This window comes from Prevotella conceptionensis 9403948, assembly GCF_000312305.1.
Lineage (GTDB): Bacteria > Bacteroidota > Bacteroidia > Bacteroidales > Bacteroidaceae > Prevotella > Prevotella conceptionensis.
In genome coordinates this window covers 5,530-30,655 of the sequence record NZ_HE999454.1, presented here as the reverse complement: position 1 = coordinate 30,655, position 25,126 = coordinate 5,530, and the positions used below count along the sequence as shown (strand labels likewise).

At 45.0% G+C, this 25,126-nt stretch carries 23 protein-coding genes; 8 read left to right on the top strand and 15 right to left on the bottom strand.

The genetic code is table 11. From position 1 onward, the window contains the following. Positions 1-150: 150 nt before the first annotated feature. From BN93_RS14245 to uxaC, 3 genes are all read right to left on the bottom strand, one after another. The gene (locus BN93_RS14245; RefSeq protein WP_019188992.1) at positions 151-969 is read right to left on the bottom strand and encodes a carboxylesterase family protein; all 819 of its coding nucleotides are present in this window, start codon (positions 967-969) and stop codon (positions 151-153) included. A gap of 144 nt (positions 970-1,113) precedes the next feature. Continuing rightward, positions 1,114-1,839 carry a hypothetical protein gene (locus tag BN93_RS14240; protein WP_044260988.1) on the bottom strand — a complete coding sequence of 242 codons (726 nt, stop codon included), beginning with the start codon at positions 1,837-1,839 and terminating at the stop codon, positions 1,114-1,116. A 216-nt stretch (positions 1,840-2,055) separates the two neighbouring features. Beyond that, a complete protein-coding gene (gene uxaC / locus BN93_RS14235) occupies positions 2,056-3,453 on the bottom strand; it encodes a glucuronate isomerase (RefSeq protein ID WP_019188990.1) in 1,398 nt (465 codons plus the stop codon). A 223-nt stretch (positions 3,454-3,676) separates the two neighbouring features. Here uxaC and BN93_RS14230 point away from each other — a divergent pair, with 223 nt between their 5' ends. Further along, positions 3,677-4,726, top strand: a complete 1,050-nt coding sequence (locus tag BN93_RS14230) for a type I asparaginase (protein WP_019188989.1) — start codon at positions 3,677-3,679, stop codon at positions 4,724-4,726. 35 nt (positions 4,727-4,761) lie between these two features. On the opposite strand, the gene BN93_RS18125 is transcribed toward BN93_RS14230, so the two are convergent. Further along, the gene (locus BN93_RS18125; protein WP_019188988.1) at positions 4,762-4,917 is read right to left on the bottom strand and encodes a hypothetical protein; all 156 of its coding nucleotides are present in this window, start codon (positions 4,915-4,917) and stop codon (positions 4,762-4,764) included. Between the two features lie 4 nt (positions 4,918-4,921). Next, on the bottom strand, positions 4,922-5,809 hold the full coding sequence (locus BN93_RS14225) for an RluA family pseudouridine synthase (RefSeq protein WP_019188987.1): 888 nt from the start codon (positions 5,807-5,809) through the stop codon (positions 4,922-4,924). A 443-nt stretch (positions 5,810-6,252) separates the two neighbouring features. On the opposite strand from BN93_RS14225, the gene BN93_RS14220 reads away from it, so the two are divergent. Next, positions 6,253-7,467: an L-serine ammonia-lyase gene (locus tag BN93_RS14220; protein WP_044260973.1), complete on the top strand. Its 1,215-nt coding sequence runs from the start codon at positions 6,253-6,255 to the stop codon at positions 7,465-7,467. A gap of 136 nt (positions 7,468-7,603) precedes the next feature. Next, the gene (locus BN93_RS14215; RefSeq protein WP_019188985.1) at positions 7,604-8,143 is read left to right on the top strand and encodes a ClbS/DfsB family four-helix bundle protein; all 540 of its coding nucleotides are present in this window, start codon (positions 7,604-7,606) and stop codon (positions 8,141-8,143) included. A 1,420-nt stretch (positions 8,144-9,563) separates the two neighbouring features. Here BN93_RS14215 and BN93_RS14210 read toward each other — a convergent pair. Then, the gene (locus BN93_RS14210) at positions 9,564-12,536 is read right to left on the bottom strand and encodes an outer membrane beta-barrel protein (RefSeq protein WP_044260987.1); all 2,973 of its coding nucleotides are present in this window, start codon (positions 12,534-12,536) and stop codon (positions 9,564-9,566) included. A gap of 240 nt (positions 12,537-12,776) precedes the next feature. Here BN93_RS14210 and aroB point away from each other — a divergent pair, with 240 nt between their 5' ends. Genes aroB through BN93_RS14195 form a run of 4 tightly spaced genes read left to right on the top strand, consistent with a single transcriptional unit; the run spans position 12,777 to position 15,219 of the window. Then, positions 12,777-13,829: a 3-dehydroquinate synthase gene (gene aroB / locus BN93_RS14205; RefSeq protein WP_044260985.1), complete on the top strand. Its 1,053-nt coding sequence runs from the start codon at positions 12,777-12,779 to the stop codon at positions 13,827-13,829. Positions 13,830-13,852: 23 nt separating this feature from the next. Continuing rightward, complete coding sequence (locus BN93_RS14200) at positions 13,853-14,410, top strand: AAA family ATPase (protein ID WP_019188981.1); 558 nt, start codon at positions 13,853-13,855, stop codon at positions 14,408-14,410. A gap of 38 nt (positions 14,411-14,448) precedes the next feature. Further along, positions 14,449-14,652 carry a DUF3781 domain-containing protein gene (locus tag BN93_RS17100; protein ID WP_232211201.1) on the top strand — a complete coding sequence of 68 codons (204 nt, stop codon included), beginning with the start codon at positions 14,449-14,451 and terminating at the stop codon, positions 14,650-14,652. Positions 14,653-14,658: 6 nt separating this feature from the next. After that, positions 14,659-15,219 carry a GNAT family N-acetyltransferase gene (locus BN93_RS14195; protein ID WP_019188980.1) on the top strand — a complete coding sequence of 187 codons (561 nt, stop codon included), beginning with the start codon at positions 14,659-14,661 and terminating at the stop codon, positions 15,217-15,219. A 137-nt stretch (positions 15,220-15,356) separates the two neighbouring features. Here the strand turns inward: BN93_RS14195 and BN93_RS14190 are convergent, their stop codons facing one another. From BN93_RS14190 to BN93_RS14180, 3 genes are read right to left on the bottom strand one after another with little or no spacing between them, the layout of a single operon-like run. Then, positions 15,357-15,647 (bottom strand): DUF1294 domain-containing protein, encoded by a 291-nt coding sequence (locus BN93_RS14190; protein ID WP_019188979.1) that lies wholly within the window; start codon positions 15,645-15,647, stop codon positions 15,357-15,359. A 4-nt stretch (positions 15,648-15,651) separates the two neighbouring features. Then, a complete protein-coding gene (locus tag BN93_RS14185; RefSeq protein WP_019188978.1) occupies positions 15,652-15,915 on the bottom strand; it encodes a GlsB/YeaQ/YmgE family stress response membrane protein in 264 nt (87 codons plus the stop codon). Positions 15,916-15,928: 13 nt separating this feature from the next. Then, the gene (locus BN93_RS14180) at positions 15,929-16,222 is read right to left on the bottom strand and encodes a hypothetical protein (RefSeq protein ID WP_044260972.1); all 294 of its coding nucleotides are present in this window, start codon (positions 16,220-16,222) and stop codon (positions 15,929-15,931) included. Positions 16,223-16,620: 398 nt separating this feature from the next. Here BN93_RS14180 and BN93_RS14175 point away from each other — a divergent pair, with 398 nt between their 5' ends. Continuing rightward, positions 16,621-17,163 carry a beta-class carbonic anhydrase gene (locus tag BN93_RS14175; protein WP_019188975.1) on the top strand — a complete coding sequence of 181 codons (543 nt, stop codon included), beginning with the start codon at positions 16,621-16,623 and terminating at the stop codon, positions 17,161-17,163. Between the two features lie 134 nt (positions 17,164-17,297). Here BN93_RS14175 and BN93_RS14170 read toward each other — a convergent pair whose 3' ends face one another. The 6 genes from BN93_RS14170 to BN93_RS14145 form a co-directional block, all read right to left on the bottom strand. Further along, positions 17,298-18,623 carry an McrC family protein gene (locus tag BN93_RS14170; protein ID WP_019188974.1) on the bottom strand — a complete coding sequence of 442 codons (1,326 nt, stop codon included), beginning with the start codon at positions 18,621-18,623 and terminating at the stop codon, positions 17,298-17,300. Then, complete coding sequence (locus BN93_RS14165; protein ID WP_019188973.1) at positions 18,607-20,706, bottom strand: McrB family protein; 2,100 nt, start codon at positions 20,704-20,706, stop codon at positions 18,607-18,609. The genes BN93_RS14170 and BN93_RS14165 overlap by 17 nt, the downstream gene beginning before the upstream one ends. Positions 20,707-20,744: 38 nt before the next feature. Next, positions 20,745-22,127 (bottom strand): tRNA uridine-5-carboxymethylaminomethyl(34) synthesis GTPase MnmE, encoded by a 1,383-nt coding sequence (mnmE, locus tag BN93_RS14160; protein WP_019188972.1) that lies wholly within the window; start codon positions 22,125-22,127, stop codon positions 20,745-20,747. Between the two features lie 4 nt (positions 22,128-22,131). Then, entirely contained in the window at positions 22,132-23,004 is an 873-nt protein-coding gene (locus BN93_RS14155; RefSeq protein ID WP_019188971.1) for a nucleoside phosphorylase, read from the bottom strand. A gap of 197 nt (positions 23,005-23,201) precedes the next feature. Further along, the gene (locus BN93_RS14150) at positions 23,202-24,341 is read right to left on the bottom strand and encodes a hypothetical protein (protein WP_019188970.1); all 1,140 of its coding nucleotides are present in this window, start codon (positions 24,339-24,341) and stop codon (positions 23,202-23,204) included. A 200-nt stretch (positions 24,342-24,541) separates the two neighbouring features. Beyond that, positions 24,542-25,126, bottom strand: a 585-nt coding sequence (locus BN93_RS14145) for a 4'-phosphopantetheinyl transferase family protein (RefSeq protein WP_019188969.1), incomplete at its 5' end; no start/stop codon positions are given.

Below are 25,126 nucleotides of genomic sequence, written 5' to 3'. Positions count from 1 at the left end.
CACTACAAGTTGTTTGAAGGTCTGTATAAGTATCTTGTAGCATCAGTACAAGCACCTTTGTAGTGCCACTACAAGCTGCTTGTACTGGTGCATACGTGCGCTGCTGTTCGTTGTTTAAAGGATAAAACCCCTTGATTTTTAGCTACAAAATCAGTCGTTATCATACCACGAAGGCAATCTTTTTAGTTCTTGATAGGTCTGGTTGATGTCTGCACGAGTTATTTCGAAGTGCATGTCTATCGTTCGGGGATTGTCGCGTAGCGAATGCGAAAAGAGCCAATCGTAGGTTTTTTGTAGGTAGAACAATCGTGCCAGCAACCCGTGCGAGCCACCTTGAATCCAATCGTAGCGCAGCAGTTTGTCGTTGCCTTGGGCTTTAAGCTTGTTTACCACCACTTCCGATTGTTTCATTGGTACCGCTCTGTCGGCAGTTCCGTGCATTATCCACATCGGAACGAGGCCAATTCCGCTGACATCGTTGCGCGAACAGCCCCCACAAAGCGCCATGGCTGCAGCAATTTTCTCTGGGTATGCGTCCACAAAGTCCATCGTTCCGTAGCCCCCCAAGCTCATACCCAGCACATAGACACGCGTGGTATCTACCCTATAGTGGGCTTTGGTCCATTCCAAAAGGTCGTTAATCTTCTGCGGACTCCATGCTCCCCCTGGGTTTTGAGGTGCCACAACAAGTGTAGGGATAATCTTTCCGCGGTCTATTGCATCGAGAACTCCATAGCGACGAACGCGTTGCAAGTTGTTGCCACAAAGGCTGGCGCCATGCAGAAAGATTACCAATGGCAAGGGATGCTGATCCACTTCGTACTCAGTGGGCGTGTAAACCCAAAAGTTATAGCCTTTGGGTATTGCATTTACCTTGGTCACAAAATTACCCTTGTCGGTTTTCTGAGCTCTTGCAGCAAGGTGCAAACCAAAGAAAACCAACAGCATTAACACTTTTCTCATCTTCATTTGTTCACTGATACAATCTTATACCGGCCTGATATACATAACCAAACTATGGTTCGGCCGCGAGTTGTTGCGGCCACCCCATATGCTGAACAAATGGGATATGGCCGCAATATGTTTTTGTCTTATCTACTTAAAAGACTCTCTTTATTCGGGAATCGACAACGGTTCTATGTCGGGTTGGTTAATTCGTGGGTTAACATAAGCCTTCATACGTCCATTAAGCACCTTGGGATCAAGCAACTTAACGAGCTTTTCCGAACTCTCCACGTTCAAATAGTTAAGCAAACTAACTGCTGCCTCCATGTCGGGATGTGCCTTTGCAAATGCCAAACAGGCGGTTTCTAGTTTCTTATACAAGGCCTCTTCACGGTCTGAGAACTTCTTCTCCACGTCATCATTTATCTTTCCAGCCGCCATTAGCTTGTTCCATTCCGCAGTAAAGTCCCTTATCTCCAAGTTGATTGGCTGTACGGCCTGTTCCACCTCGTTAAGTTCGCGATAGAACTTGCTGCCGCTATAACTCCATCCTTTATTGATGTTGCCCTTTAAAACCATCTCTTCGCCAGGTACAGCCACGCAGTAGAACCCTGCAAGTGTGTCGTATTTGTCGTTAGCCTTGTCGCTAACGGTCATCACTGCCGCACTATCTAGGTGCATGGTGAAGTCGAACTCGCCACCTTTGGTACTTATAATGGTGTCGTGAGCAACAGGATCGCCGTTTTCGATAGCCATAATCGAGAATAGCAACGAGTCTTTTACGCCTTCTAGCTTACCTTTTATGCGCAGGCTTTTGTTGTCGGTTTGGCTGCATTGCACAAAGCAAAGTGCGGTAAGGAGCAGCGCCACTAGTGTTTTAAATGTTCTGTTCATGTTGTTAGTCATTTAAAATTAAGTTATTAAATATATGTCAGCAATAGACATGAATGAAGTTAATTAGCTAGTTGGGCTTGTTGTTCTTTTGAGCTTCCGAACTTGTGGGGTCTGTTTCATGTGTTACAAGCCGGTTGCTTGTGTAATGTGGATTTAGCGTGCTTATAAACCTGCAACGCCCGTGTAACAAGCTTTTCCTTCAAACCATTAAGCCTCTTAGAACCCGAAAAATCGGTGTGCGTTGTTACAGCAAACGTCTTCGACCAGTGTGCCCAACGAGTCGATGTCGGCAGGAAGAAGCCCCTTTGCCACATCGTTGCCCAAGAGATTGCAAAGCAAACGCCTGAAATACTCGTGCCGAACAAGCGAGAGCAACGAACGCGAACCCGTAGAAACACCAATGGAACGTCCCAAAAGACCGAAACGCGAGAGGGCGTTTATCTGTTCGTTGATGTCTCCCGGCTGGGCGTTAGACCACCATCCCATGCCGAATTGCAGCTTTCCTGGTATGCCAGGCTCTTGAAAATTGCCCGTCATAGAGCAGAGCATGTCGTTGTCGGCAGGGTTCATGCAGGTCAATATGGTGCGGGTCAGCTTGCCGCGTGTGTGCAAATCGTCGAGGAAATGGCTCATGGCATGCGCCGTATAGGGCTCGCCAATCGAGTCGGCACCCACGCCTTGCCCCAAGGCATCGTACAAAAGCGAATTGTTGTCGAGCAGAATGCCATAATGATATTGTTGTGTCCAATTGCTTTCTTGGTTCATTTCGGCCGTACGTTTCAAAAAGCAGTGCTTGTATTGGCGCACTTCTCCACGCGAAAGGTCTTGTCCGCGCATGGCCTTTTCAAAGATTATCTCTATTTGCGAGTCGGTATATTCCTCGTCGTAAAACTCTTCTAGTTGGTGGTCGGCCATGCAACAGCCGTTTTGCGCAAAGAAATCGTGCCGTCTTTGCAAGGCATCCATCATGCTCTCAAAGGTAGAAATTTCTATGTTTGCCGCCTCGCCCAACTGCTTTACGTAGCCGCGAAACTCTTTCTTCTCGATGTTCATGGCCTTGTCGGGTCGCCAAGTGGGTAACATCTGTATGTCACATCCCTCACGTTTCAGTTTCCGATGGTGGTCAAGGGTGTCTATTGGGTCGTCGATGGTGCAAACACAAGCTATGCGAAAGCGGCGTAACAGCGACCGCGCGCTAAGTTCTCCACCTTGCAACTGCTCGTTGCAAGCATCGAATATGCGGCGAGCCGACTGCGCATTCAGTGGCTCGTTAATTCCAAAGACCGACTTCAAGGCCAAGTGCGACCACAGATATAGCGGACTGCGCATGAGGTAAGGCATGGTTTGTGCCCACTTTTCAAAGCGTTGCCAATCGTCGGCCTCTGTTCCCGTGCAGTATTTCTCTTCCACGCCATTTGCCCTCATGGCTCTCCAGACGTACGGATTGTTTTCCATCCAGATGCAAGTGATGGTGTCGAAGGTGCGGTTTACGGCCACATCGTGCGGCGAAATGTGGCTGTGATAGTCTATCACCGCCACTCGCTGCGCATGTTTGCGATAGAGTTCTTGGGCAAAATCGGTCTCAAGAAGAATATTTTCGTCTATATATAGCATTATAGATAAGTTTCTTTGTCGTGTTGATTACTGCAAAACCGACAGGCACAAGCAGCCTTTCGGCTACACTTTGCAGGCTAGTTGCTGCAAACGGATAACACAATGCCCAAAACAAGGTGTTCTAGACCTTCTGTTTACGCAACGCAAATATACATTTATTTTTTGATTTACGAAAGATTTGACGTAAATTTGCAGCAAAAATTAAGTTTAAAAAATTGTCGTTATGGCAAGTTTCACATATCAAAGAACCAACAAGGTGCTGCTTATCTACACGGGTGGAACCATCGGAATGGGCAAAAATCCTGCCACGGGTGCCCTCGAACCGCTCGACTTTAACTGCTTGGTAGACAATCTACCTGAATTTAAATACCTTAAAACGAGTATTGAGGTGTATCAGTTTGCCTCGCCCATCGATTCAAGCGACATGTCTCCGCGGCTGTGGGCGCACCTTGTGGGCATCATTGCCGACAACTACGACCGTTACGACGGCTTTGTTATTTTGCACGGAACGGATACGATGGCTTACACGGCATCGGCCCTTTCGTTTATGTTGGAGAACCTTACCAAGCCCGTTGTGCTAACAGGTAGCCAGTTGCCCATCGGCCAATTGCGCACCGACGGCAAGGAAAACCTTGTTACAAGCATCGACTTGGCGGCCTCGCACCACGAAGACGGCAGGCCAATGGTGCCAGAGGTATGTATATATTTCAGTGGAAAACTGTTGCGCGGCAACCGTTCGACCAAGCAAAACGCCGAAGGGTTTAATGCTTTCGAGTCGTTTAATTATCCCTCGCTTTGCGATGCGGGCATCAACTTTAACTTTCATCACCACGAAATATTAAAGCCAGACTATGAGCAACCGATGGTGCCGCACACCGCTCTCGACTCCAATCTCACGATATTATCTATCTTTCCTGGCATACAAGAAAACATTGTTCGCCACATGATAGAGGCTCCCGAACTTCGTAGTATCGTGATGAGAAGTTATGGTAGCGGTAACGCTCCGCAACATCCGTGGTTGATGAAGCTGCTAAAAGAGGCCGCCAACCGCGGTGTGGTGGTGGTGAACATCAGCCAATGTATTGCCGGAAGTGTTGAAATGGAACGTTACGACACGGGTTTTCAGCTGAAAAATGCAGGTGTAGTGACGGGTTACGACAGTACCGTTGAGGCTGCCTTGGCCAAACTGATGTTTCTGCAAGGCATGTATCGCGACAACGGAATGGTAAGAAAGCTGATGCACAAGAGCATCGCTGGCGAAATATCGGTATAGTTTAAGGCGGTGTGTGCCCACTAAGGGCACCGCTGTTATGCGCTGAAATAAGTGAAATACAAGTAAGCCAAGATGGCCAACAGCACCGATACGACAACAAGACGTATCAGGCAACCTGTAACTTTCTTAACTACCACCACGCCAATGATGATGGCCACAAGCACAAAGATAAAATAAGATAAGCTCGACATAAGTTTATTTGAATAATTGTTTAAAGGTTTGGGGTATGGGTGTGTTAAATTCCATCCGCTCGCGTGTTACGGGATGATAGAAGCATAGCATGTAAGCGTGTAGGCATAAGCGGCCAATGGGATTGTCGCCATTACCATATTTAAGGTCGCCACACACGGGATGACCTATGTCTGCCGAGTGCACGCGTATTTGGTTCTTACGTCCCGTTTCCAGTTTGTATTCTACAAGCGAGTGGGTTGTGGTGCGGTTCAGCACATGGAAATGGGTTACGGCATACTTTCCGCCATTATCCACGGGCGACGAGTATGTGACATACGAGCTATTGTCTTTCAACCAGCTGCTTATTGTTCCGCCTTCGTCTACGATTTCACCAGAAACTACGGCCACATAGCGGCGGTCGTACACCATGTCGTGCCAATTGCGTTCCAATATTTGCTCGGTTTCCATGTCCTTAGCATAAACCAACAAACCACTTGTTTCGCGGTCGAGCCGGTGCACAACATGTGCGCGACACTTCTGACCGCTATTTTCGAGATAGCTGTCGAGTATCGACTTAACGTTTACCGACGATTGGCCTGCCGCCATAGACAAAACACCTGCGCTTTTGTCTACAATGATGAGGTAACGGTCTTCGTACACAATCTTGATGTAGCGACTCTTAAACGGAGCCGCTTTTTTTGTTCGGCTCACGGTTACCTTCATGCCAGGCACAAGCTGATAGTCGAACCGCGTAATGCACTTGCCGTTTACGTACACGCCGTGTCCACGCAGAATGTCTTTCAACTTGTTTCGGCTCTTACCTTTGACATTGCGCAGCAGCCAATCAAGCAGCATGCTTTCTTCGGCCACATCGTAGCGGTCGTAGTCTTGCCCTTTGTTTTTATTGTTCATGTTTTTGCGTCACATAAGTATATATTGTGCAAAGTTACTAAAAAAGGAGCAGACCTTAAAGGCTGGTTCTAAAAAATCCCTTTGAGTGGAATGCCCTTAAGTAATTGCACAAAAACATCCACTATCCTTTACAAATGGCGAACTGCCCACACTTCATTCTTGCAGACAAGCACAACCTTTCAATAAGACAATTAAAGGCCGACCAAGCTGTATAAAGAGTTTGCAACAAACAAAAAAACAAATGCTTTCTTTGGCTGGACAGCACCTTTTTATTATCTTTGCATGGATAACAAGAATTGTTCGGAACAATAGCAAATCAAGGAAGTTCGGGGAATTTTAGCTGTAACCAAATCGTTACCCTTTCCTCATTCCAATTTTATTAAGTATAATCAAAAAGATAAAGAACCTACTCTTTTACCCCTTCAAAAACATTATAGAAAGAAATGAAATCATTAAAAGAATTGTTTAGGATAGGCAAAGGCCCTTCGAGTAGCCATACGATGGGACCACAAAAAGCATCACAGATATTTAAAGAACGCAATCCGCAAGCGGCTAGCTTTGAAGTTACCCTTTATGGTAGCTTGGCTGCAACGGGTAAAGGCCACATGACCGACGCCATCATCGTTGAAACGCTGGAACCCACTGCGCCTGTTGAAATTGTTTGGCAGCCTTCGGTGTTCTTGCCGTTCCATCCTAACGGCATGAAGTTCGTTGCAAAAGACGCCAATGGAAACCCCGTTGACGAGTGGACGGTGTATAGTATTGGCGGAGGTGCGCTCTCTGAGGGAAAGAAAGAGGGCGACTTGTTCGACACGAAGGACATATACGACATGAATACGCTAACGGACATTATGCGATGGTGCGAGAAAAGCGGCAGAAGTTATTGGGAATATGTGGAACAATGCGAAACGGCCGACATCTGGGATTATCTTCATGAGGTGTGGACCGTTATGCAAGCAGCTGTTGAACGCGGACTTAATCGCGAAGGTGTGCTGCCTGGCCCGTTGGGCTTACCGCGTAAGGCGGCTACCTATTATGTAAAGGCCAGTGGGTATAAGCAAACATTGCAAACACGCGGCTTGGTTTATGCCTATGCCTTAGCTGTGAGCGAAGAGAATGCGTCGGGTGGAACCATCGTAACTGCGCCCACTTGTGGTGCTAGTGGCGTTTTGCCTGCCGTCCTTTACCATTTGTCACGGGGGCACAATTTCTCTGAGACGCGTATTCTACATGCTTTGGCCACAGCAGGTCTTTTTGGCAACGTTGTTAAAAAGAATGCCTCCATCTCTGGCGCCGATGTAGGTTGCCAAGGCGAAGTGGGCGTGGCTTGTGCAATGGCTTCTGCGGCATCGTGTCAGCTATTTGGTGGCAGTCCTGCACAGATAGAATATGCTGCGGAAATGGGTTTGGAACACCATTTGGGCATGACTTGCGACCCCGTGTGCGGTTTGGTACAGATACCTTGCATCGAACGAAACGCTTTCGCAGCCACTCGTGCATTGGATTCGAACCTATATTCAGCTTTTTCAGACGGCAGACACCGCGTTTCGTTCGACCGTGTGGTCGAGGTTATGAAACAGACTGGCCACGATATTCCTTCGCTTTATAAGGAAACAAGCGAAGGAGGACTGGCCAAAGACTTTATGATGGGAAGTTGAGGTTGTAAGGTTATGAGTTCTTGAGTTAAAAAATAAGTTCATGGCTTGACTATAACATCAGTACAAGGTGCGGTCTGCAAATCTGCTAACACGCTTTCTTTCACAATTATGTAATCATCAAAATAGATATATATATATGACAAGAGCAACAACAAAGACGGATCTGACAACATCTGCCAACGGACAATTCGAAAAAATGTGGAAGATTATTGACAGTATGAGTGAGGAACTTCAGACGGCAACTTTTTCCGAAGAAATGGCTGTGGCAGGTAAGGAGGCACATTGGGGAAGGGACAAGAACCTGCGAGATGTGCTTGTGCATCTGTACGAGTGGCATCATCTGTTGCTGGATTGGGTTCAAGCCAATAGTAACGGCAAACCTAAACCCTTTCTTCCCGAACCATATAATTGGAGGACATATCCGGCAATGAACGTGGAGTTTTGGAAGAAACACCAAAGCACACCGCTGACGGAAGTAAAGGCAAAATTGAAAGAAAGCCATAAGGATGTAATGGTATTGATAGAAAATTACTCCAACGATGAACTCTTTGCCAAAGGTGCTTTGGATTGGACAGGAACTTCTCCACTTGGTTCTTACTGTGTTTCAGTAATGGCGAGCCATTACGATTGGGCGATGAAGAAGATAAAAATGCACATAAAAACATCTAAGAAATAATGCAAAAGAAATCATGATTATTGCAGTCCGCTAAAAGATTTGAAACAGCAAATACGGTATTCAGGTTGCCGACAAATAGAAAAATTGGTTTCACCTCTCACCAAAAGTAAGCCCCTTTCTGTTTTTCACAAGCGCGATATAGTGGACAGCCGATTGGGGTTAAAGGCGCAACTGGCTGAAACGTGATCGCCATACGCGTTTCGTCGCCCTATATCATTACCTTAGTAAGGACTTAACACCCTTCACATCATTGCGCCCATCATGTTTAGTCTTATCGCTTATGCCGATATATAGCTGTTGTCCTTATCTTGGAAAGTGTCTGTTTGCGATTTGTTAATATGATAAATATATTTTACAAACTGCGCTCCTCGGCCAAACCATTCTAGAAGAAAACAACCGCCAAAAGCCATATAAAATGCGCCCAAACGATGAAATTTCAGGATTTTTTTCGTGCTTATCCCCTCCGCTCTTGGCCATTTACTATGCTTTTACATTTCTCTTTGAAGAAAAATTCTCCAAAATTTGCATCCGCAACTACAAGAAAATGGAGTCTAATCGCTAGTTGTTGCAACGTATTTTGCACCAAAACACATCGCAATATGCAGCAAAACGCAGTGCATTTTGCACCAAAACGCACTGCAATATGCACCAAAATGCAAGGTAAAATTGCAGCAAAACGCGAGGTTAAATGCAGCAAAATGCAGCCAAAACCCATAAAAAGCACCATTTTAAGCGTTATTTATAGGCATTTTGACCATTTGGGATGAAAAATTGCTTGGTGGCGTTTTGTTGAGCACTTCATGTTGTTTTGCACCTCTAATACATGCTAAAAGGCATGTATTTGTGCTTTATTTTTCGTAAACGTCAATAAATCAAATGGTTACAAGCTTTAAAAATACGCGCGAAAATCCGACCGATGCCTGGAAATTTTACGACGAGGGCACTCATAATGTTAAATTTCGGTACAAATGTTTTACAACCTTATGGCTGTAATTCTGCGTCATTGCGTGACTGTGTTGAATTTTACCCTTGTGCCAGTAAAAGGGCGCTTACACGGAATAACTTTTGGGATGAATGATTGTTTGAAAGGGGGCTTACCTTTCGAAAACGAAATCCGCAACGCCTATTGATGGGCATTGCGGATAGAGAAACCGAGTCGATTTGAAAATTAGCAGACAGCAATAAATCATAATAGATTATTTGCTATTAAAAGGGCTTGTTCCATTAATTGGAACAAGCCCTTTTAATACTTAGGTCGTCTAATGCACATTTCAACCGATTTCTATCGTAAGTCATGCGCACTTACATACAAAATGTTTGTTGCAGCAATACACAACCGCCCCCTCTCCCCTTGAAGGGGGAGGATGGGGTTAGGCAGTTGAGCGTGTTGGATTGTGGTTATAGGTGGGTTAATGGGAGCTTAAAATCCTCCACCCATAGGGCGACCGCTGCCAAAAGGACGCTTTCCACCAGGAGGAGGACCGCCAGGAGGAGGACCAATTGGCCCATCGCCGTCGCCATCGGGCCTGTGTTTGCGCATCTGTTGGCGAGCATCTTTGCCACCGAAGAGGTTAAAACGATAAACCACATGCAGCATGGCGTAGCTGTTGATGCTGTTATACTCGGTGTCGGTGCGCTGATAGGCGTTGATGGAACGCGAAAAGTTGCTTTGTTGACGTAGCAAATCGTAGAATTGAAGGCTCACGCTGAGTGGACTGCCTTTGAGGAAACTCTGCGATAGTTGGGCATTCCACACCAATTCGTTGGTGTTAAGTGCGCGGTCGGCATATCCACGACGGCTGTTTTGGTGTAAGTCGGTTGAGAGCTGCATGCCCCACGGAAGGGTAAAGTTGAGTGTGGCCCCGTAGGCAAACTGCCAAGTGTTAAGATTGTTTTGCAATTGCAGCTGATTTTTTGAATGGGCGTACGTAAACGAACCATCCAACTCCAATTCTAACCAACTGTTGCGATAACTTGTGGCCAATCGTTCTGAAACACTTAGCGAACGCGTAACGTTGCGTTGCGAACCCGACGTTGGATTTAGGCTAACGTAGCCTACATAATTGTTGTAACCCAGATTGCTGAACGTGTTGACGTTGAATACACCTGCCGAGTCGATGGCCGTGTTGAACATTAACCCTGCATTGACATTCCAGTTGCCATTAATGTTATCGGGTTGCGTGGTTCTTCCACCCGTTTGTTCGTTGTAGGTTACGCGGTTGCTCACAGCGTTTCGTGTGTTGCTATAATCAAGAAACGACATGAAGGCCTGCTGGCGACGCTCCTTATAGGTGTTGTAGAAGAAACGAAGTGAGTTGGTGAACGAGGGTTTGAGGCCTGGGTTTCCCCTATGTACGTTCAATGGGTCGCTGTCGTCTACGATGTCTAGCAGGTCCGACATCGCTGGTTGCGAAGTAGTTCCGCGGTAGTTGACGCGCAATTGGCTTACATCGCTGAACTTATAGCGCAGTTCGAGTGTGGGCGAAACGTTGAAAACGTGGCGCGTGGTGTCGGCATTTTGGCCCAGATAGGTTTGCGTGAAGTGCGACGATTGGGGCTGAACCATAAAGCCGGCATTGAATTTATAACTCTTTCCCACAAAACGAATCATCATTTCTAGCTCGTGTGTGTAGTTGGTGTAGGCCGAAGAGCGGCTCAATCGCTGGTCCAGATAACTCTCGTAGGGGTTGGTAAGCAAGGAAAGATAGCTGTTCCAACCACGATAAAGCGGCGATAAGGATGAGAAAAAGCCTTCGCCAAGGTTGCTGAAATCGAACGTAGAGCGGTTGCTCGTGGTGCGACTGTAACCGTATTTGTACCTGAATTGCAAGAAAGTGCCTCGCCAAAGAGGTTCGCTATAAGTGGCTTGTAGGCTGTAACTCCATGCTGTTGTGGGCGTGAGGTTGTAGCGGTTGGTTTGGTAAACGGAGTCTTGTCCTGCCTTATTCTTCAATTGGAAAAGATGCACGTCGGTTAAAGCGAGCGATTTGGTGTCGGTGTCCTCATAATCAACGTCGGCACGGAGAGTAACATTTCGTCCGTTTGCACTTAATCGGCGGTTCAGTTGTAACATTCCGCCCGCCTTTTTGTTCTGTGTATAGCTGATATTGTTTTGCGAGTGGGAGTTCACCATCAAGTTTTGAGCCGCCAATTGGGCCATGGCCGACTGGGAAAGTGGGTCGGAAACGTAGTTGTAGGGGTTGTCTTTGTAGGCGGCTGAGGTGCTAGACGAAGTGCCGTCGCTTGTGGAATAGCTGAACGAAGGGCGGAACATAATGTTGGTTAGCGTGTCGGGTTGCCACTCTAAACGTCCGCGCGCGTTCCATTGGTTGCCGCGTGTGTAGCTTTGGTTAAGGCTATTGGAGAACGAAGCGGCCGTACTAACGAAGTTTTCTGTTGCCACTTTGCTTTGCACATCGCCGTCAGAGTGGTTCCAACGCACGCTCCAATCAATCTTTAACTTGTTTTTCTTCTCATAGTTAAAGTTTGTTCCAACCATCTTCGAGGCGTTAAGTCCATTGCGATTGTGGCCAAAGTTGCCCCTACCACCGCCACCAGGAAACCCCATGTCGTTGGTATTGTTGGCGTTGGCGAAAAGCATCGCCCGATAATCGTCCTTGAAATAGGCACCCATAAGGCGGTTGGCATACCGCGACTCGGTGCCAAGAGCGAGGTCGGCATTAGAGAAAACGCCCTTGTTCATGCCCTTCTTAATGCCAAAGTCGAGCACCGTTTGCTCGTCGCCGTCGTCGATACCCGATACGCGGGCGAGGTCGCTGCGCTCGTCGTACGACTTAATTTTGTCTACAATAGACGTTGGCAGGTTTTTTAAGGCCGTTTTGGTGTCGCCCGTCATAAACTCTTTGCCGTCTACCAATATCTTTTTCACCTCCTTACCGTTGATGGTTATCTTGCCGTCGTCGCTTATTTGCGCGCCTGGCAAACGCTTAACCAACTCTTCTATGGTAGAACCTTCGGGCGTTCTGAAAGCAGCCGAGTTGTATACAAATGTGTCTTCGCGCACCGTTACCTTCATGGCCTGTCCCGTAACGGTGGCTCCTTTCAGCATGATGGCATCGCCATTCATCACAATCTGGCCCAAAGCCAGGTCTTTACCGTCGATGTGCAGTTTCTTAAAATAGGTGATATAGCCCGCACTCGATATTTTGAGCAGGTAATTGCCATCGGCGGGCGCGCTTAATGCGAACTCGCCTTTCTCGTTAGAGATAGCTCCAACAACAAAAGTGCTGTCTGATTTTAACAATTGAACCGTAGTTTGTGTAACGGGGTCGTGCGTGTCGCGGTCGGTAAGCGTGCCGCTAATCTTACGTTCTTGTGCCTTTGTAACCGCTGCAACAAAGCATAACAAGATAATTAAACAATACTTATTCATAAACCAAATTCCTTTTAAGGCACTCGGGTTGGCTACGCCCTTTGTTTTTATTAGTTGACAAGTTGACGAGCTACTAGCCACGTTAAGTGCAGCAATGCCACGCTTTTTGAGTGACACTTTACGATATGTGACGATGAAAAGGAAAAAGGGTTTAATGGGTTAAACGAAATTTCTACAATGAAATTTTGCTGGTTTGGCGGTTTGTTTTAACTTTGTGAGAACAATAAACCTAACATGGACATGATGCAAGAAGTTCTTATTTCAGACAATTTGGAGCGAGATTTGGCGCACGCCATCGACGTTTGCGCGCCCGATAAGCTGTTTGTACTAACAGACAAGACAACAAGAGAACATTGTTGGCCTAAGATAGAAGGATTTGATTGCGTGAAAGGGGCTAAGTTGATAACCATTCCTTCGACAGACGAACATAAGAATATTGCAACGCTTGCAATGGTATGGGAAATGTTGAGCGAACAAGACGGAACACGCCGCTCGTGCCTGATAAACCTTGGCGGAGGAATGGTGACGGACTTGGGAGGATTTGCTGCGGCCACTTTTAAAAGGGGCATTAGCTTTATCAATATCCCAACAACGCTGTTGGCTATGGTGGATGCAGCTGTGGGAGGTAAAACAGGAATTAACTTTAACGGACTGAAAAACGAGATTGGCGCGTTTTGTAATGCCCGGTTTGTTCTGCTTAATACGTTGTTCCTCGATACGCTTGACGACAAGAACACGCGTTCGGGTTATGCCGAAATGCTGAAACATGGGTTGATAAGTAACGAACGGATGTGGGCTGAACTGTTGAATTTCGACCTTGGAGAGCCCAATTGGGGACGATTGCAGCAGATGGTGGCCCAATCGGTAAGGGTGAAAGAGGAGGTGGTTGCAAAAGATCCGCATGAGCAGGGATTGAGAAAGACCTTGAATCTTGGACATACCGTGGGGCACGCATTCGAGTCGATGGCTCTACATAGAGGCCAACCTATATTGCATGGCTATGCGGTGGCCTTCGGTTTGGTGTGCGAGCTGTACCTGTCGACGTTTAAAACAAACTTTCCTACAAGCAAAATGCGCCAAACGGTGCAGTTTATTCGTAGTTATTATGGTACGTTTCCGCTATCGTGCAACGACTACGACGACCTTATCGAACTGATGCAACACGATAAGAAGAATACATCAGCAGGCATAAACTTCACGCTTTTGGAAGACATCGGTAAGCCAATTATCAATCAAACCGCTACAAGGGACGAGATAAAAGAGGCTCTCGACTTTTTTAGGGAGACGATGTAAAGAACGAATATGGACTGTGTGATATGAATAACGCCATCCTTTTTATTCTTTCGGGACTGCCTGCTGTTGGAAAATCCACGTTGGCGAAGTTTATTGTAAAAGAGTTTGGGGCAGTTTATTTACGAATTGATACCATTGAGCAAGGACTGAAAGACTTATGCCACATCCATGTTGAGGGTGAGGGGTATAGATTGGCATACCGTATGGCTAGTGATAATTTGCACTTGAACAACAATGTTGTGGCCGATTGCTGCAATCCTATTGAACTAACACGGAAGGAGTGGGAAGACGTTGCAAACAAGAATGGTTGCCGTTTTGTAAACATAGAGATTGTGTGTTCGGATAAGGTGGAACACAGAAAACGTGCTGAACAAAGGAGGTCAGACGTGGCGAACATGAAACTACCGACATGGGACGACATTGAGAAAAGAACGTATCAAGAGTGGCAAACCAGTCGCATTGTCATTGATACAGCAGGAAAAAACATTAGGCAGTGTGAAACGGAACTAAAAGAAAAGGTTTCTGAGATTCTTTCTCCAATAACAGGCAATAAAGATGTTGAAAGCATTGACTGTCTTTGAAGGTTTTGATCATAGAGAAGCTTTGCTACACAGAACTTGTGTGTGACAGAATAAACCGAAAACTCGGACTTCATCTTTCGACCCACGAAATTGAAAGCTTTGTTTCGGGAATTGTCGAGAGTACGGACGATGCACATTTTCAGAAGAAAGGAAAGAATTATTATATTACCAACGATGCGGCACATGTCCGTATCACAGTCGATTCTTTTACATACAGAGTTATTACAGTAGATATAATATAAAGAGATATGGAATTACAAACAAAACGCCTGATTTTAAGGGCATGGCAGGAAAGTGATGCAGAAGCACTCTACAAGTATGCCAGTAACCCTAACATTGGTCCCATTGCGGGCTGGCCACCGCATACCAGCGTAGAGAACAGTCGCGAAATCATAAAGAATGTGCTCTCTGCCCCAGAAACCTATGCGGTTGTACTAAAAGAAACGGGCGAGGTTGTTGGCTGCATTGGCATAATGACCGCAAAAAGTGAAATCCATAGCGCAAGGATAGCAGACAATGAGTGTGAGATTGGTTATTGGATTGGTGAACCCTATTGGGGACAAGGCCTAATACCAGAAGGGGTAAACGAATTACTTCGATATGCTTTTGAGAACTTACAACAGACTACGGTTTGGTGTGGGTATTATGATGGCAACGAGAAATCGAAACGAGCACAAGAGAAATGTGGGTTCGTTTACAGTCATACAGAAGAAAACAAGCCTGTTCCATTGATGAACGACTTTCGCACGGAACATTTTACTAAAATAACTTTGGAGGATTGGAAGAAACGTATCGACGGTTTGAAGTAAATGGCAAGACCATTTTCGATGAGAACAACGCCATTAAAAGGATGGTGTCTTTGATTTTAGATCATCTCTGGATGGTCTTCATGCCAACATGAAATGTAAGTTTTATGTACTCGAACTGGGGAGGGGAATGTTATTAGCTATACGCTGTTTGCCTTATACAAGGCAAACAGCAATAAGGCGAATTGAACCATCATTATCAGTGGTATGCCATACTTAAACTTCTTGTGCAGCGTTTTATGGTGCCACATTTTCATGCCTATCCATGAGCCAATGCTGCCACCAATGGCGGCAATGGCTAAAAGCGTGGGTTCGGAAATGCGCCATTTGGCATGCTTGGCCTTCCATTTGTCTATGCCAAACAGAACTAAACCCAACGCGTTGACGGCGATGAGGTAAACAAGAACGACAGGTAATGTAACGCCTTTCATCGTTCTAGTCAAATATTTTCTTCCATATCCACAGCACAGTCACAGCTCCAAGCACACAGAAAACGAAGTTGGTGAGATAGCCTCTGCCGAACAACTCGATGTTCAGCAGGTGACTGATAAACGTACCAGCATAGCTACCCACAACACCTACGATAAAGTTCATGCAGCAACCTTTGCCCTCGCCGCTCATGATGCGGTTGGCAATGTAGCCAATCAAGAACCCAGTAAGTATGGGCCATGCTGTAAATTCTGCAATATGTTCTAACATAAGTCGTCTGTTTTTAGCATCCCTTTCCGTCAAGGCTGCAAGCGGCACCTTCGGGAGCATCTTCTATCGTGATGTTGTCTAGGGCAAACTGTACGTTTCCGTCTTCTAGCAAAAAGCACGGAATGCCAACGCTGCCATGTTGTTTAACCTCGGCAAACGCAGGGTTGTTGTCGCGAAGGGCCAAGAATTGCTTTAAGTTTCTTACGTGTTCACCAATATCTATCAATTCGTAGGCAGGATTATCCGCCAGTTGTGCCTTTACCTGAACGCAATCCGGACAGGTTGACATTACAAATACCTTAGTCATAATCTATTGTTTATCTATTTTATTTTTAAATGTTACGTCATCGAAGTTGATTGGCGTTCTTTGACGTGAATTTGTTCTTTGCTAATGCAAAGTTACAGTAAATTATCTGAAATCCACCTTCTTGCATGATGTATCTGAAACTGTTCTTGTTTTGGCGTTGCATCCTTAGCCTAAGCTTTCAAGATAAAGCAAAAACAACTCTTGGCACGTTGTAATTGCTGTATGCACCTGCATGGAATGGTCTTTGAATTGTTAATAATACTTTGTAGATGGGCAGTTATTTATGCCAACTTAGCATAAGGTAGGGGAAAATGTTGTAAATTAGCATTCGTAATTTTACTGCAAGTGCTTTAAGCATTTAATGAAATAAACAAGTTTCAACATTAAATACCTAGGTTATGATAGACCAGATTATAAACCACAACAAGACTTTTGTGGCGCAAAAAGGCTACGAAAAGTATATCACGGATAAGTATCCAGACAAGAAATTGGCTGTGCTTTCTTGCATGGACACAAGGCTTACCGAACTTCTTCCCGCAGCATTGGGGCTAAAAAACGGTGATGCAAAGATTATCAAGAATGCAGGAGGCTTGGTTATTTCTGCTTTCGATTCGGCCATGCGAAGTCTTATCGTGGCCATTTACGAACTAGGTGTGAAAGAAATCATGGTGGTGGCTCACTCGCATTGCGGTGCTTGCCACATGAACTACGACCACTTTCACCACGAAATGATTGCCCGTGGCATAACAGACGAGACGCTAAACACCATCCGTAAATGTGGAATAGACCTCAACTCTTGGCTTGAAGGTTTTAAAGATACGCATACTTCTGTGCGCAAAACCGTAGATACCATCAAAACTCATCCGCTAGTTCCAAAAGATGTTGTGGTTCGTGGGTTTATCATTGATTCCGAAACAGGGGCGTTAGAAGAGATTTATTAAGTAGCTTACGTGTTTTAAACGAGCCTTCTCCAAAAGGCCAATTCCTTGTTGGAGAAGGTTCTGATAGGCATATACTGTCCCCTGTTATTTCAGTTAAGAAGAGTGGAATGTATATAGGTTCACCTCTCCCATAACTATATTTTAAGTTGGAATTGCGATTTAAGTGCTACTTCCGAATACTTCATGTCTGCTGTAAACTTGCTGTAGTCACTTGCCGTCTGGGGTATGGAATAATGATATGTTTGTAGTTCGGCACTATTCTCTTCTCCATGACCTAGTAAATAAGATACTTCTTGGCCATTAGTATGACTTGGATGAATGAATATTCCACGTCTTCCTTTCAGTCGATACATGTAGCTGATCATTTGATGTGTATCATCTCGGTTGGCGTCCCACTTATATTTTGCATCAATAACGATGCTATCTTGTTCCCTATAAAAGTCTGGATAGCGTGGAATCTTTTTGTTTTTAGCCAGATAAATGCGGCCAGACCCTTTTTTGTTGTTGGGATGTTTAAAGCCTTCTTTTGTAAGAATGGTGGCAATATACTCCTCCCATAGATAGGATGCATCGAACACTACACCATGTATTTTATCATCCTGTACCCCATACTTTACTTTCTCATTCCTCAATATTCGTAGGCATAGTTTTTGAAGAGGCGTATAACGAGAGTAATAAGGGTGGCTTATGGTTTTTGAATTGCTTTTTATAACCTTTTCTCTTTCCTGTTTATTGTAGCGTGGCGTTGCAGCAATGATTTGTGCTACGCATGTGCGAGTCTCTGCGTTGTTTTCTAATACCTCCTTTCCTAATTTGCTTTTGCTGATATAGTCAATTGTGTGACGTATCAATTGGGTTACATGATTATCATGACTAAACTCTCGTGTGCGGTATGCAACACGCCCATTAAAAGGCAAATTCCTTTTTAGATGTCTGCTAATGTCTATTTTGCCCCGCAGATTGGCGTCGTTATATTCATTTCGTTGATATTCTTTGTATATTCCTTGCATTAATGCATCGTTGAGAAGTTTTGGGAATAGGTACAGTAGAAAGTTGAATGTGGGCTCATCCGTTGTACTGTGTGAAAGATTGACGATGTTTATAGACAAAACTTTTTGAAGCATATAATGCAAGAAAAAGTCTTCTTCTGCTTTTGGAGAAAAGCGTGAATGGATGGAAATAGCGTGTCCGTTGGCACTAATAAAGCCTATTGTGTTGCCTGTTTGCAAGGTGGCTTTGGTGCATTGTTTCCCTTTCCAATGAGTTTGTAGTGACAGAAGGTATTGCTGACCAATGCTATCCTCGCACTTGTCGAATGAATAAGGGTAGATAAGTAGGCTATTTTCATTCTCATCTAGAATGTCTGATATCTTCTTATTTGCGATATTTTGCAATGATAGAAACGTTTCAAGATTGTCGGGCGCTGAAGAATATGAGGCATTATCAGTTAATTTCATCATTGTTGTTCCCCTTATAATATATCTGCTGCAACATATCTAAATTCTCCATTGCATTGGCAGTACCTCTTAGATACTCGAAAAGAACCCCTTTCAGATGGTTATCCCAAAGATGCATGTAGGCGGCCGTCTTGTTTGAATGGTCTTCGTTTAGGTAAAGGCTTAGTTTGCTAAAATATGCTCCGCCAATATGATATGCCGAGTTAAGCCCCTCAATGCCCGTATTGGTTTCTTCGTCCCATATCGCGGCATTTAGACGCCTCATTACTTCAACCACTTCGTCTTTCATTTCTTGAAATTCGTCTAACATTGCTGTATTTTCGTTAGCCTTTATTTCTTCCCATGCAAAACGTCGGCGCATGGCGAAATCCATACTTTCAACACTTCTGTCTATATCGTTCATTGTTCCGATGATGTACACATTTTCAGGAACAAAGAAATATTCACAAAACGGATCCGTCTTATCGCTTATCATATTTTGATATTGCGTTTTAACCATTCCCTTTCCTCCCCGATAAGCAGGATCAATGCTGAAGAAAAGCTCTCCAAATATCTTTGACATTTCCCCACGATTTATTTCATCAATGATGAAGACGAACTTCTTTGATGGATCATTTTGAATGTCGTTAGGTTGGTTGCTAAGATAATGATCTTTTATATAGTCTCCAATTGACTTTATATATGTGTCATTAGGATGCCAAACTCCGTTTGCGATGTAGTCAGACATTCTTCTATCTGAAATACTCCATCCTGATTTGTCAGGAACAGAGATGAGTTGATTTTCGTTTAGTGCAGTTTTAATGATCGTATTACTTCTGAAACTTTTGATGTCGACGTTTCCTTTTTCTCTTAATTCGTCTTTAAAGGCCTGTATCGCGTCTGAAATAGATTTTAATGCTACGAAACAGCTCTTGCCTTTTATTGCCTTTTTGCAAAATTCTTTGAATACGCCATCTTTTCTTTCAAACCCTATGTTGCCATTTCCGTCAGGCGGAGTAGGACGCAATCCTTCAACAAAGTCTGTATAATCATATGATGGATGAAATTGAACGAACTCATATTCTGCGTTCATTGCCTCTGCTATGCCTTTTGCCAAGTAAGTTTTTCCAGTTCCAGGAGCACCGGTTAGGATGAGATTCTTGTTCGTTTCTAACAACTTTACGTATCTGTCGACCATTTCCTTTTTTTTGTTGTTTTTTAGCAAATAGTCCTGTATGTAATGAGGAATTTCGTCTTTCTTGCTCAGTGTTACGTAAGGCGACCATTGCGTTTCAGGTGATTTTATGCCCAATTCGGTAACATGTATATACCCCTGTTTGTTAAAGCACAGCCAAGCCACATCTGTATAATGTGAATAGAAAGAGTCATTCCCTTCTTCATCTGTTCCTGCATAGTGAATATGTTTCTCGTATTTGTATTGAGATAAGGCAATTCCAATGCCCCATAACCCATGGTTGTTATTTGTACAGCATACGATGTCCCCCTCGTTAATTTGTTTTATTAACGTGAAAGCCCTAATCGCCGCAGAGTCATTTTGATATTCCTGTTTAATTTTGTCTATGTTATAGTCCGTGTAATCTGTACTATTCCAGCCTATTGACATGATGTTCTTAGACAAGAAACTTTGCCATGCCTCCTCTTTTTGTCCCTGACAATGTGTAGGGCAAATAAAATAGCATTTGCGTTGTTGTTGTAAATCTTTGATGTTAGCATTATAAGGTATAAGAAACTTGGGGGTGTCTTTTTCTATTCCTAGCGTTGCCATGAAACTTTCAAATTGCTCTGATAGGAAATCATCTGCTAATTCTTTGTACAATTTTAATTCTAGAAACTTGGAATTGGTTTGTGTACCATCTCCGTGTTTTTTTGTATGTTTCTCTATTGTGTTGTTCTTGTAACCAACAAAACGGCTTGGAGCAAAAAGCAAGGTGTTTCCAAATGGTTCTACCACAAACCATTTCCCAAGTTTGAAACGTTCCAAAGCCCATTCTTTCTCCTCTTCAATATCACTCTTTGCATAAGAGTATAGCGTATAGATGTTTTTTACAACATCAATTCTGCTTTCAATAAAATCAGTTCTTTCCATTTTTTTTGTTATAGTAGATAAAAGTGATTATATTACAATCATTTTCCGATGCAAAAATGCTTAAATATGTTGCCAAGAACCTCATTAGAGGTGATGCAGCCCCCTGTTATCTCGGCTAAGAAATGCAGACATTGGCGCAGGTCTTCGGCAAGAAGGTCGCCGCTGAGGTCGAGAGCGATGCCTTCAAGCACACGTTGGATGCTTGCGAGAGCTTGCGACAGGGCCTCATAATGGCGTACGTTGGTAACAACCACATCGTTTTCGTGTATCTCTGGGATGTTTGCCGCGTTGTAGATGCAAGTTTCTAGGCTCTCGATGTTGGTGTTAAACTTGGCCGAAACAGATACGAATGTGGGCTGTTCGGTCCACGAGAAAGTGGGGAAGGTGAACGATTGTGCATCGGTTTTGTTTGAAACCACAATGAGGCGCTTACCTCGTGTGTGTGCGTCCATCTCTTCTATTTCGCTTAATGTGGGTGCTTTGTCTATCACCCAAAGCACGATGGCGGCCTCGGTTAGCTTTTGATAAGTGCGTTCAATGCCCAACGACTCAATCTCGTCGCTTGTCTTTCTAATGCCTGCCGTGTCGATAAAGCGGAAGTTGATGCCGTTAATCTGTATGGTATCTTCAATCACGTCGCGCGTAGTGCCATGAATATCGCTAACGATGGCGCGTTCTTCTTTCAACAATCGGTTAAGCAAAGTGCTTTTCCCTACGTTGGTTTTGCCCACGATGGCCACCGATATGCCTGCCTTTATCGCCCTTCCTGTTTCGAATGAAGTGGCGAGCGTTGCTATTTTTGTGCGAATTTCTTCGGCCAAGGCTTGCAATTCTTGGCGGTCGGCAAAGGTTACGTCTTGATCGCTGAAATCTAGTTCCAGCTCAATTAGCGACGTTATGTGCAGCAACTTATCTCTAAGTGCAGCGAGTTCGCCAGAGAAATGGCCGCGCAGTTGGCCCAAAGCCAACTGCGCACTGGCCTTATTGGTGGCTGCAATGAGGTCGGCCACGGCCTCGGCTTGGCTCAAATCCATCTTTCCATTAAGGAAAGCACGTTGTGTAAACTCGCCTGGTTGCGCTTGTCGGCATCCCAATCTCACCAGTAGTTTGAGCACTTCGTTTAGTATATAGGCGGAGCCGTGGCACGAAATCTCCACTGAATTTTCGCCCGTGTACGAGTGCGGAGCGCGAAAGCACGTAACGAGAACTTCGTCGATGGTTTGCTCTCCTTCGTCTACAATGTGTCCGTATTGCACTGTTTGTGGTGGAAGTGCATGCAATTTTTTGCCTTTGGGCGCTTTAAAGGCGCGGTCTACGATGTCGATAGATTCGTTACCCGACACGCGTATCACGCCCAAAGCCCCGCCAACAGAAGTGGCCAAGGCACATATTGTTTGACGGTCGTTTAATGGGGCTTGCATTTCTTTAAATTCTTTCGAGTACCAGTTTTATTAGTTCGTCTATCGAGTTCTTATAGTTAGCATTCACGTTCTTTGCTCGTCTGTTGGCAATTACCATGCAACAGGTTACGGCTTTATGTCCCATCAGTCGGGCAAGACCTGCCAATGCACTGCTTTCCATTTCGAAATTGGTGATGCGATAGCCATTGTATTCAAAGCTTTCTACCTTTTCGTTTTGCTTAGGGTCGGCCAGTGGTATGCGCAACTCTCTGCCTTGGGGACCGAAAAAGCCACCGCAGGCGATGGTAACACCTCGTACCATCTCGTCGCCGGCAATTCGTTCGAGGGTTTCTTTGTCGGCATCGATAACGTATGGCGCGCATAATTGTGGGTTCCATTGCATGTGCTGTTTGAAAGCTTCTTCGAAAGGCAGGTCGCAAACGTCGTTACGACCGCTGTAAAAGTTAAGCAAACCATCAAAGCCAATGCTCTTTTCGCTAGCGATGAACGTGCCGACGGGCGTGTATTCTTGCAGTCCGCCGCAGGTTCCAATCCTCACTAAGGTAAGTTGGCGTAGCTGTTCTTTCTCCGTTCTAGTTTTAAAGTCGATGTTGGCTAGCGCGTCTAGTTCGTTTAGCACGATGTCGATGTTGTCGCATCCAATACCCGTACTAACCACAGAGATGCGTTTTCCGTGGTAAGTTCCTGTGATAGTGTGGAACTCGCGGCTCTCGATGTCGCACTCTTTACTGTCGAAATGCGAGGCAACGAGCGACACTCTTCCTGGGTCGCCCACTAAGATAACCTTGTCGGCAAGTTGTTCGGGCTTTACGTGGAGGTGGAAAATACTTCCGTCTCCGTTGATGATGAGTTCAGACTCTGCAAAGAATTTAGGCATAATATTGAATGAATTAAAGGTATGAATGAGGCTGTAAGTTCATGAGCTTATGCGTTCATGAGTTTATGAGTTTGTAAGTTCGTCAGTTTATCAGCCCGTAAGGTCATGAGTTCATGAGTTTTGTGGGTTTATAAATTCATGAGATCGTAGGTTCATAACTTTCTGAGTTCATGCACAACCTCGTTATATCTGTCGTTCTACTTGTTCTCGTAGTTTCTGATGGCCTTCTCCGTGCTGTGTATTTTGGCGTCCAACTGCTCAACGTTTTTCTCCAAAGCTTTAATAGCCTCGGCCTCGTTGTAGCGTCCCTTGTGGTAGATGGCGCGTTTCTCTTCTAGTGTCTGCATGGCTTTGGCCTGTTTTTTATATAACTCGGTGAGCTCCATGTATAGTTCCTTCCCTTGCTTTGTCTTGAAGTCGGATAGGGAAGTGTACACTTTTGCATCGTTGATGGGGAAACGAAAAGCTGTGCTCTTCGCAGTCTTTGCACTACGTGCTTTAAGCGATTCGATGCTTTTTAGGGCTTGCTCCCTATTACCAAACGACCATGTTTGGGCGATGCTGCTAAGCTTGGCTAACGATTCCAACTGCTGTTGGCTCACTTCGCCGTCCTTGAACGATAGGCGTTGGGCTGTTGGTACAAACGTGTAGATGCACACTTTGCCTTCGGGTTGAAACCTATCGCTCACCAACCAGCCCAGGTTGTCCATCTCGTCGATGGCCAGCAGATAGTCGTTGGCGGTAGAGTTAAACGGCATTCCGTAGTTTTCGGGTTGAAAAAACTTACCCGTTTCTCCGTCTTTGCGCGTCATAAAGAGGTCGTACCCACCCAAACTGTTGGCTCCCTTGGCTGCAAAAAACAGGGTTATGCCGTCTGCCATGAGGAAAGGGTAGTTTTGTTGTTCAAATTCGTCGCCTATTTCGCTGAGTCTTTGTGGGTCGCTCCATTCTGTTCCAATACGGTCGGAAGTGTAGATGGCCGACCTTCGTGTGGAATCGCCTTCCGAATAGTAGATGGTGTTCTTAAATTCGTTCTCATAAACAGAACCATCCAGGTACTTATGTTCCTTAAAGAAGGCGGGGTACGAGGTCAGTGTTCCTGCCTCCGGGTTCAGTGGAATGCTCGAAAGGAAAAGCGATTTCTCCACAACAACACTGTCAACAAACATCACTTTGGCCGTTGCACCCAGCATATTGCGGTACAATAGGTCGGCTGCGCTTAGTTGCACTGGTTGTGGTTTGGGCTTAACCGTGGCTCTCGCCTTTTTTCTTTGCGCGTAACCAGTGGTGCATAAACAAGCTATGATGAGCGTAAATATAAGATATCTTTTCTTCATTTTCGTCTAGATTATACCGCAAAGTTACGCATTTTATACAAGTTTACGTAACGATTGACACTATTTATCTTGATTTTAGGGTTGCTTTGTCTGTAAATGGGGGATAAAAGCGTTTGTTGCAACGCCTCACATCCCGCATCGTTCGGTTGATGGGGTAGGGGAAAGTGTGCTTTATTTTGCTGTGCAAGTTGGCAGTTGGCTTATATGCAAACCATCGTGAAACCATTAAAACGAGAATAACGAGCAGAAACAAGAAGGTTTCTTTTGAGGTTTCTGCCAACGATAGTACCATTATCTTCGACCTTGAAAGGCTTCAAATAGATGTCAGACGACAACAAATTATCGGATGAAAAGTATTTGAAAATGGTTTCCTTGGCACACCATGACAATAAAAGGTGGGCGTTGGTGGGCATCGTTTCATTGGTATTGACAAACTTATGGGCTATTCTGCTCACCCTATCGCTATCGTATTCAACATCTACTGCTACTTCGCGAGTAGTAGAAAGCATCAGTGCCACAAGTCCCTTGGTATGACTTATGCTCACATGATAGCCCTTAACTAGGGGCTTTCCGTTGCTGTCGTGTTCAATAGTAAGTTCCGTGTTTTTCGTCATTTCAACGAGTAAGGCTCGTGTTGCCAGTTTCTCCATGCGCCTTTGCTTACTTCCGATGGTGTCTATCTCCTTTTGAAAGCTGTGCAGACCGGGATAGTTGTCGAAGAAGAAACGCTCTTCTTCGGTCAATGTCCACAAGCCAAGGGTGGCATCTTCGCCTAAACGTTCTAT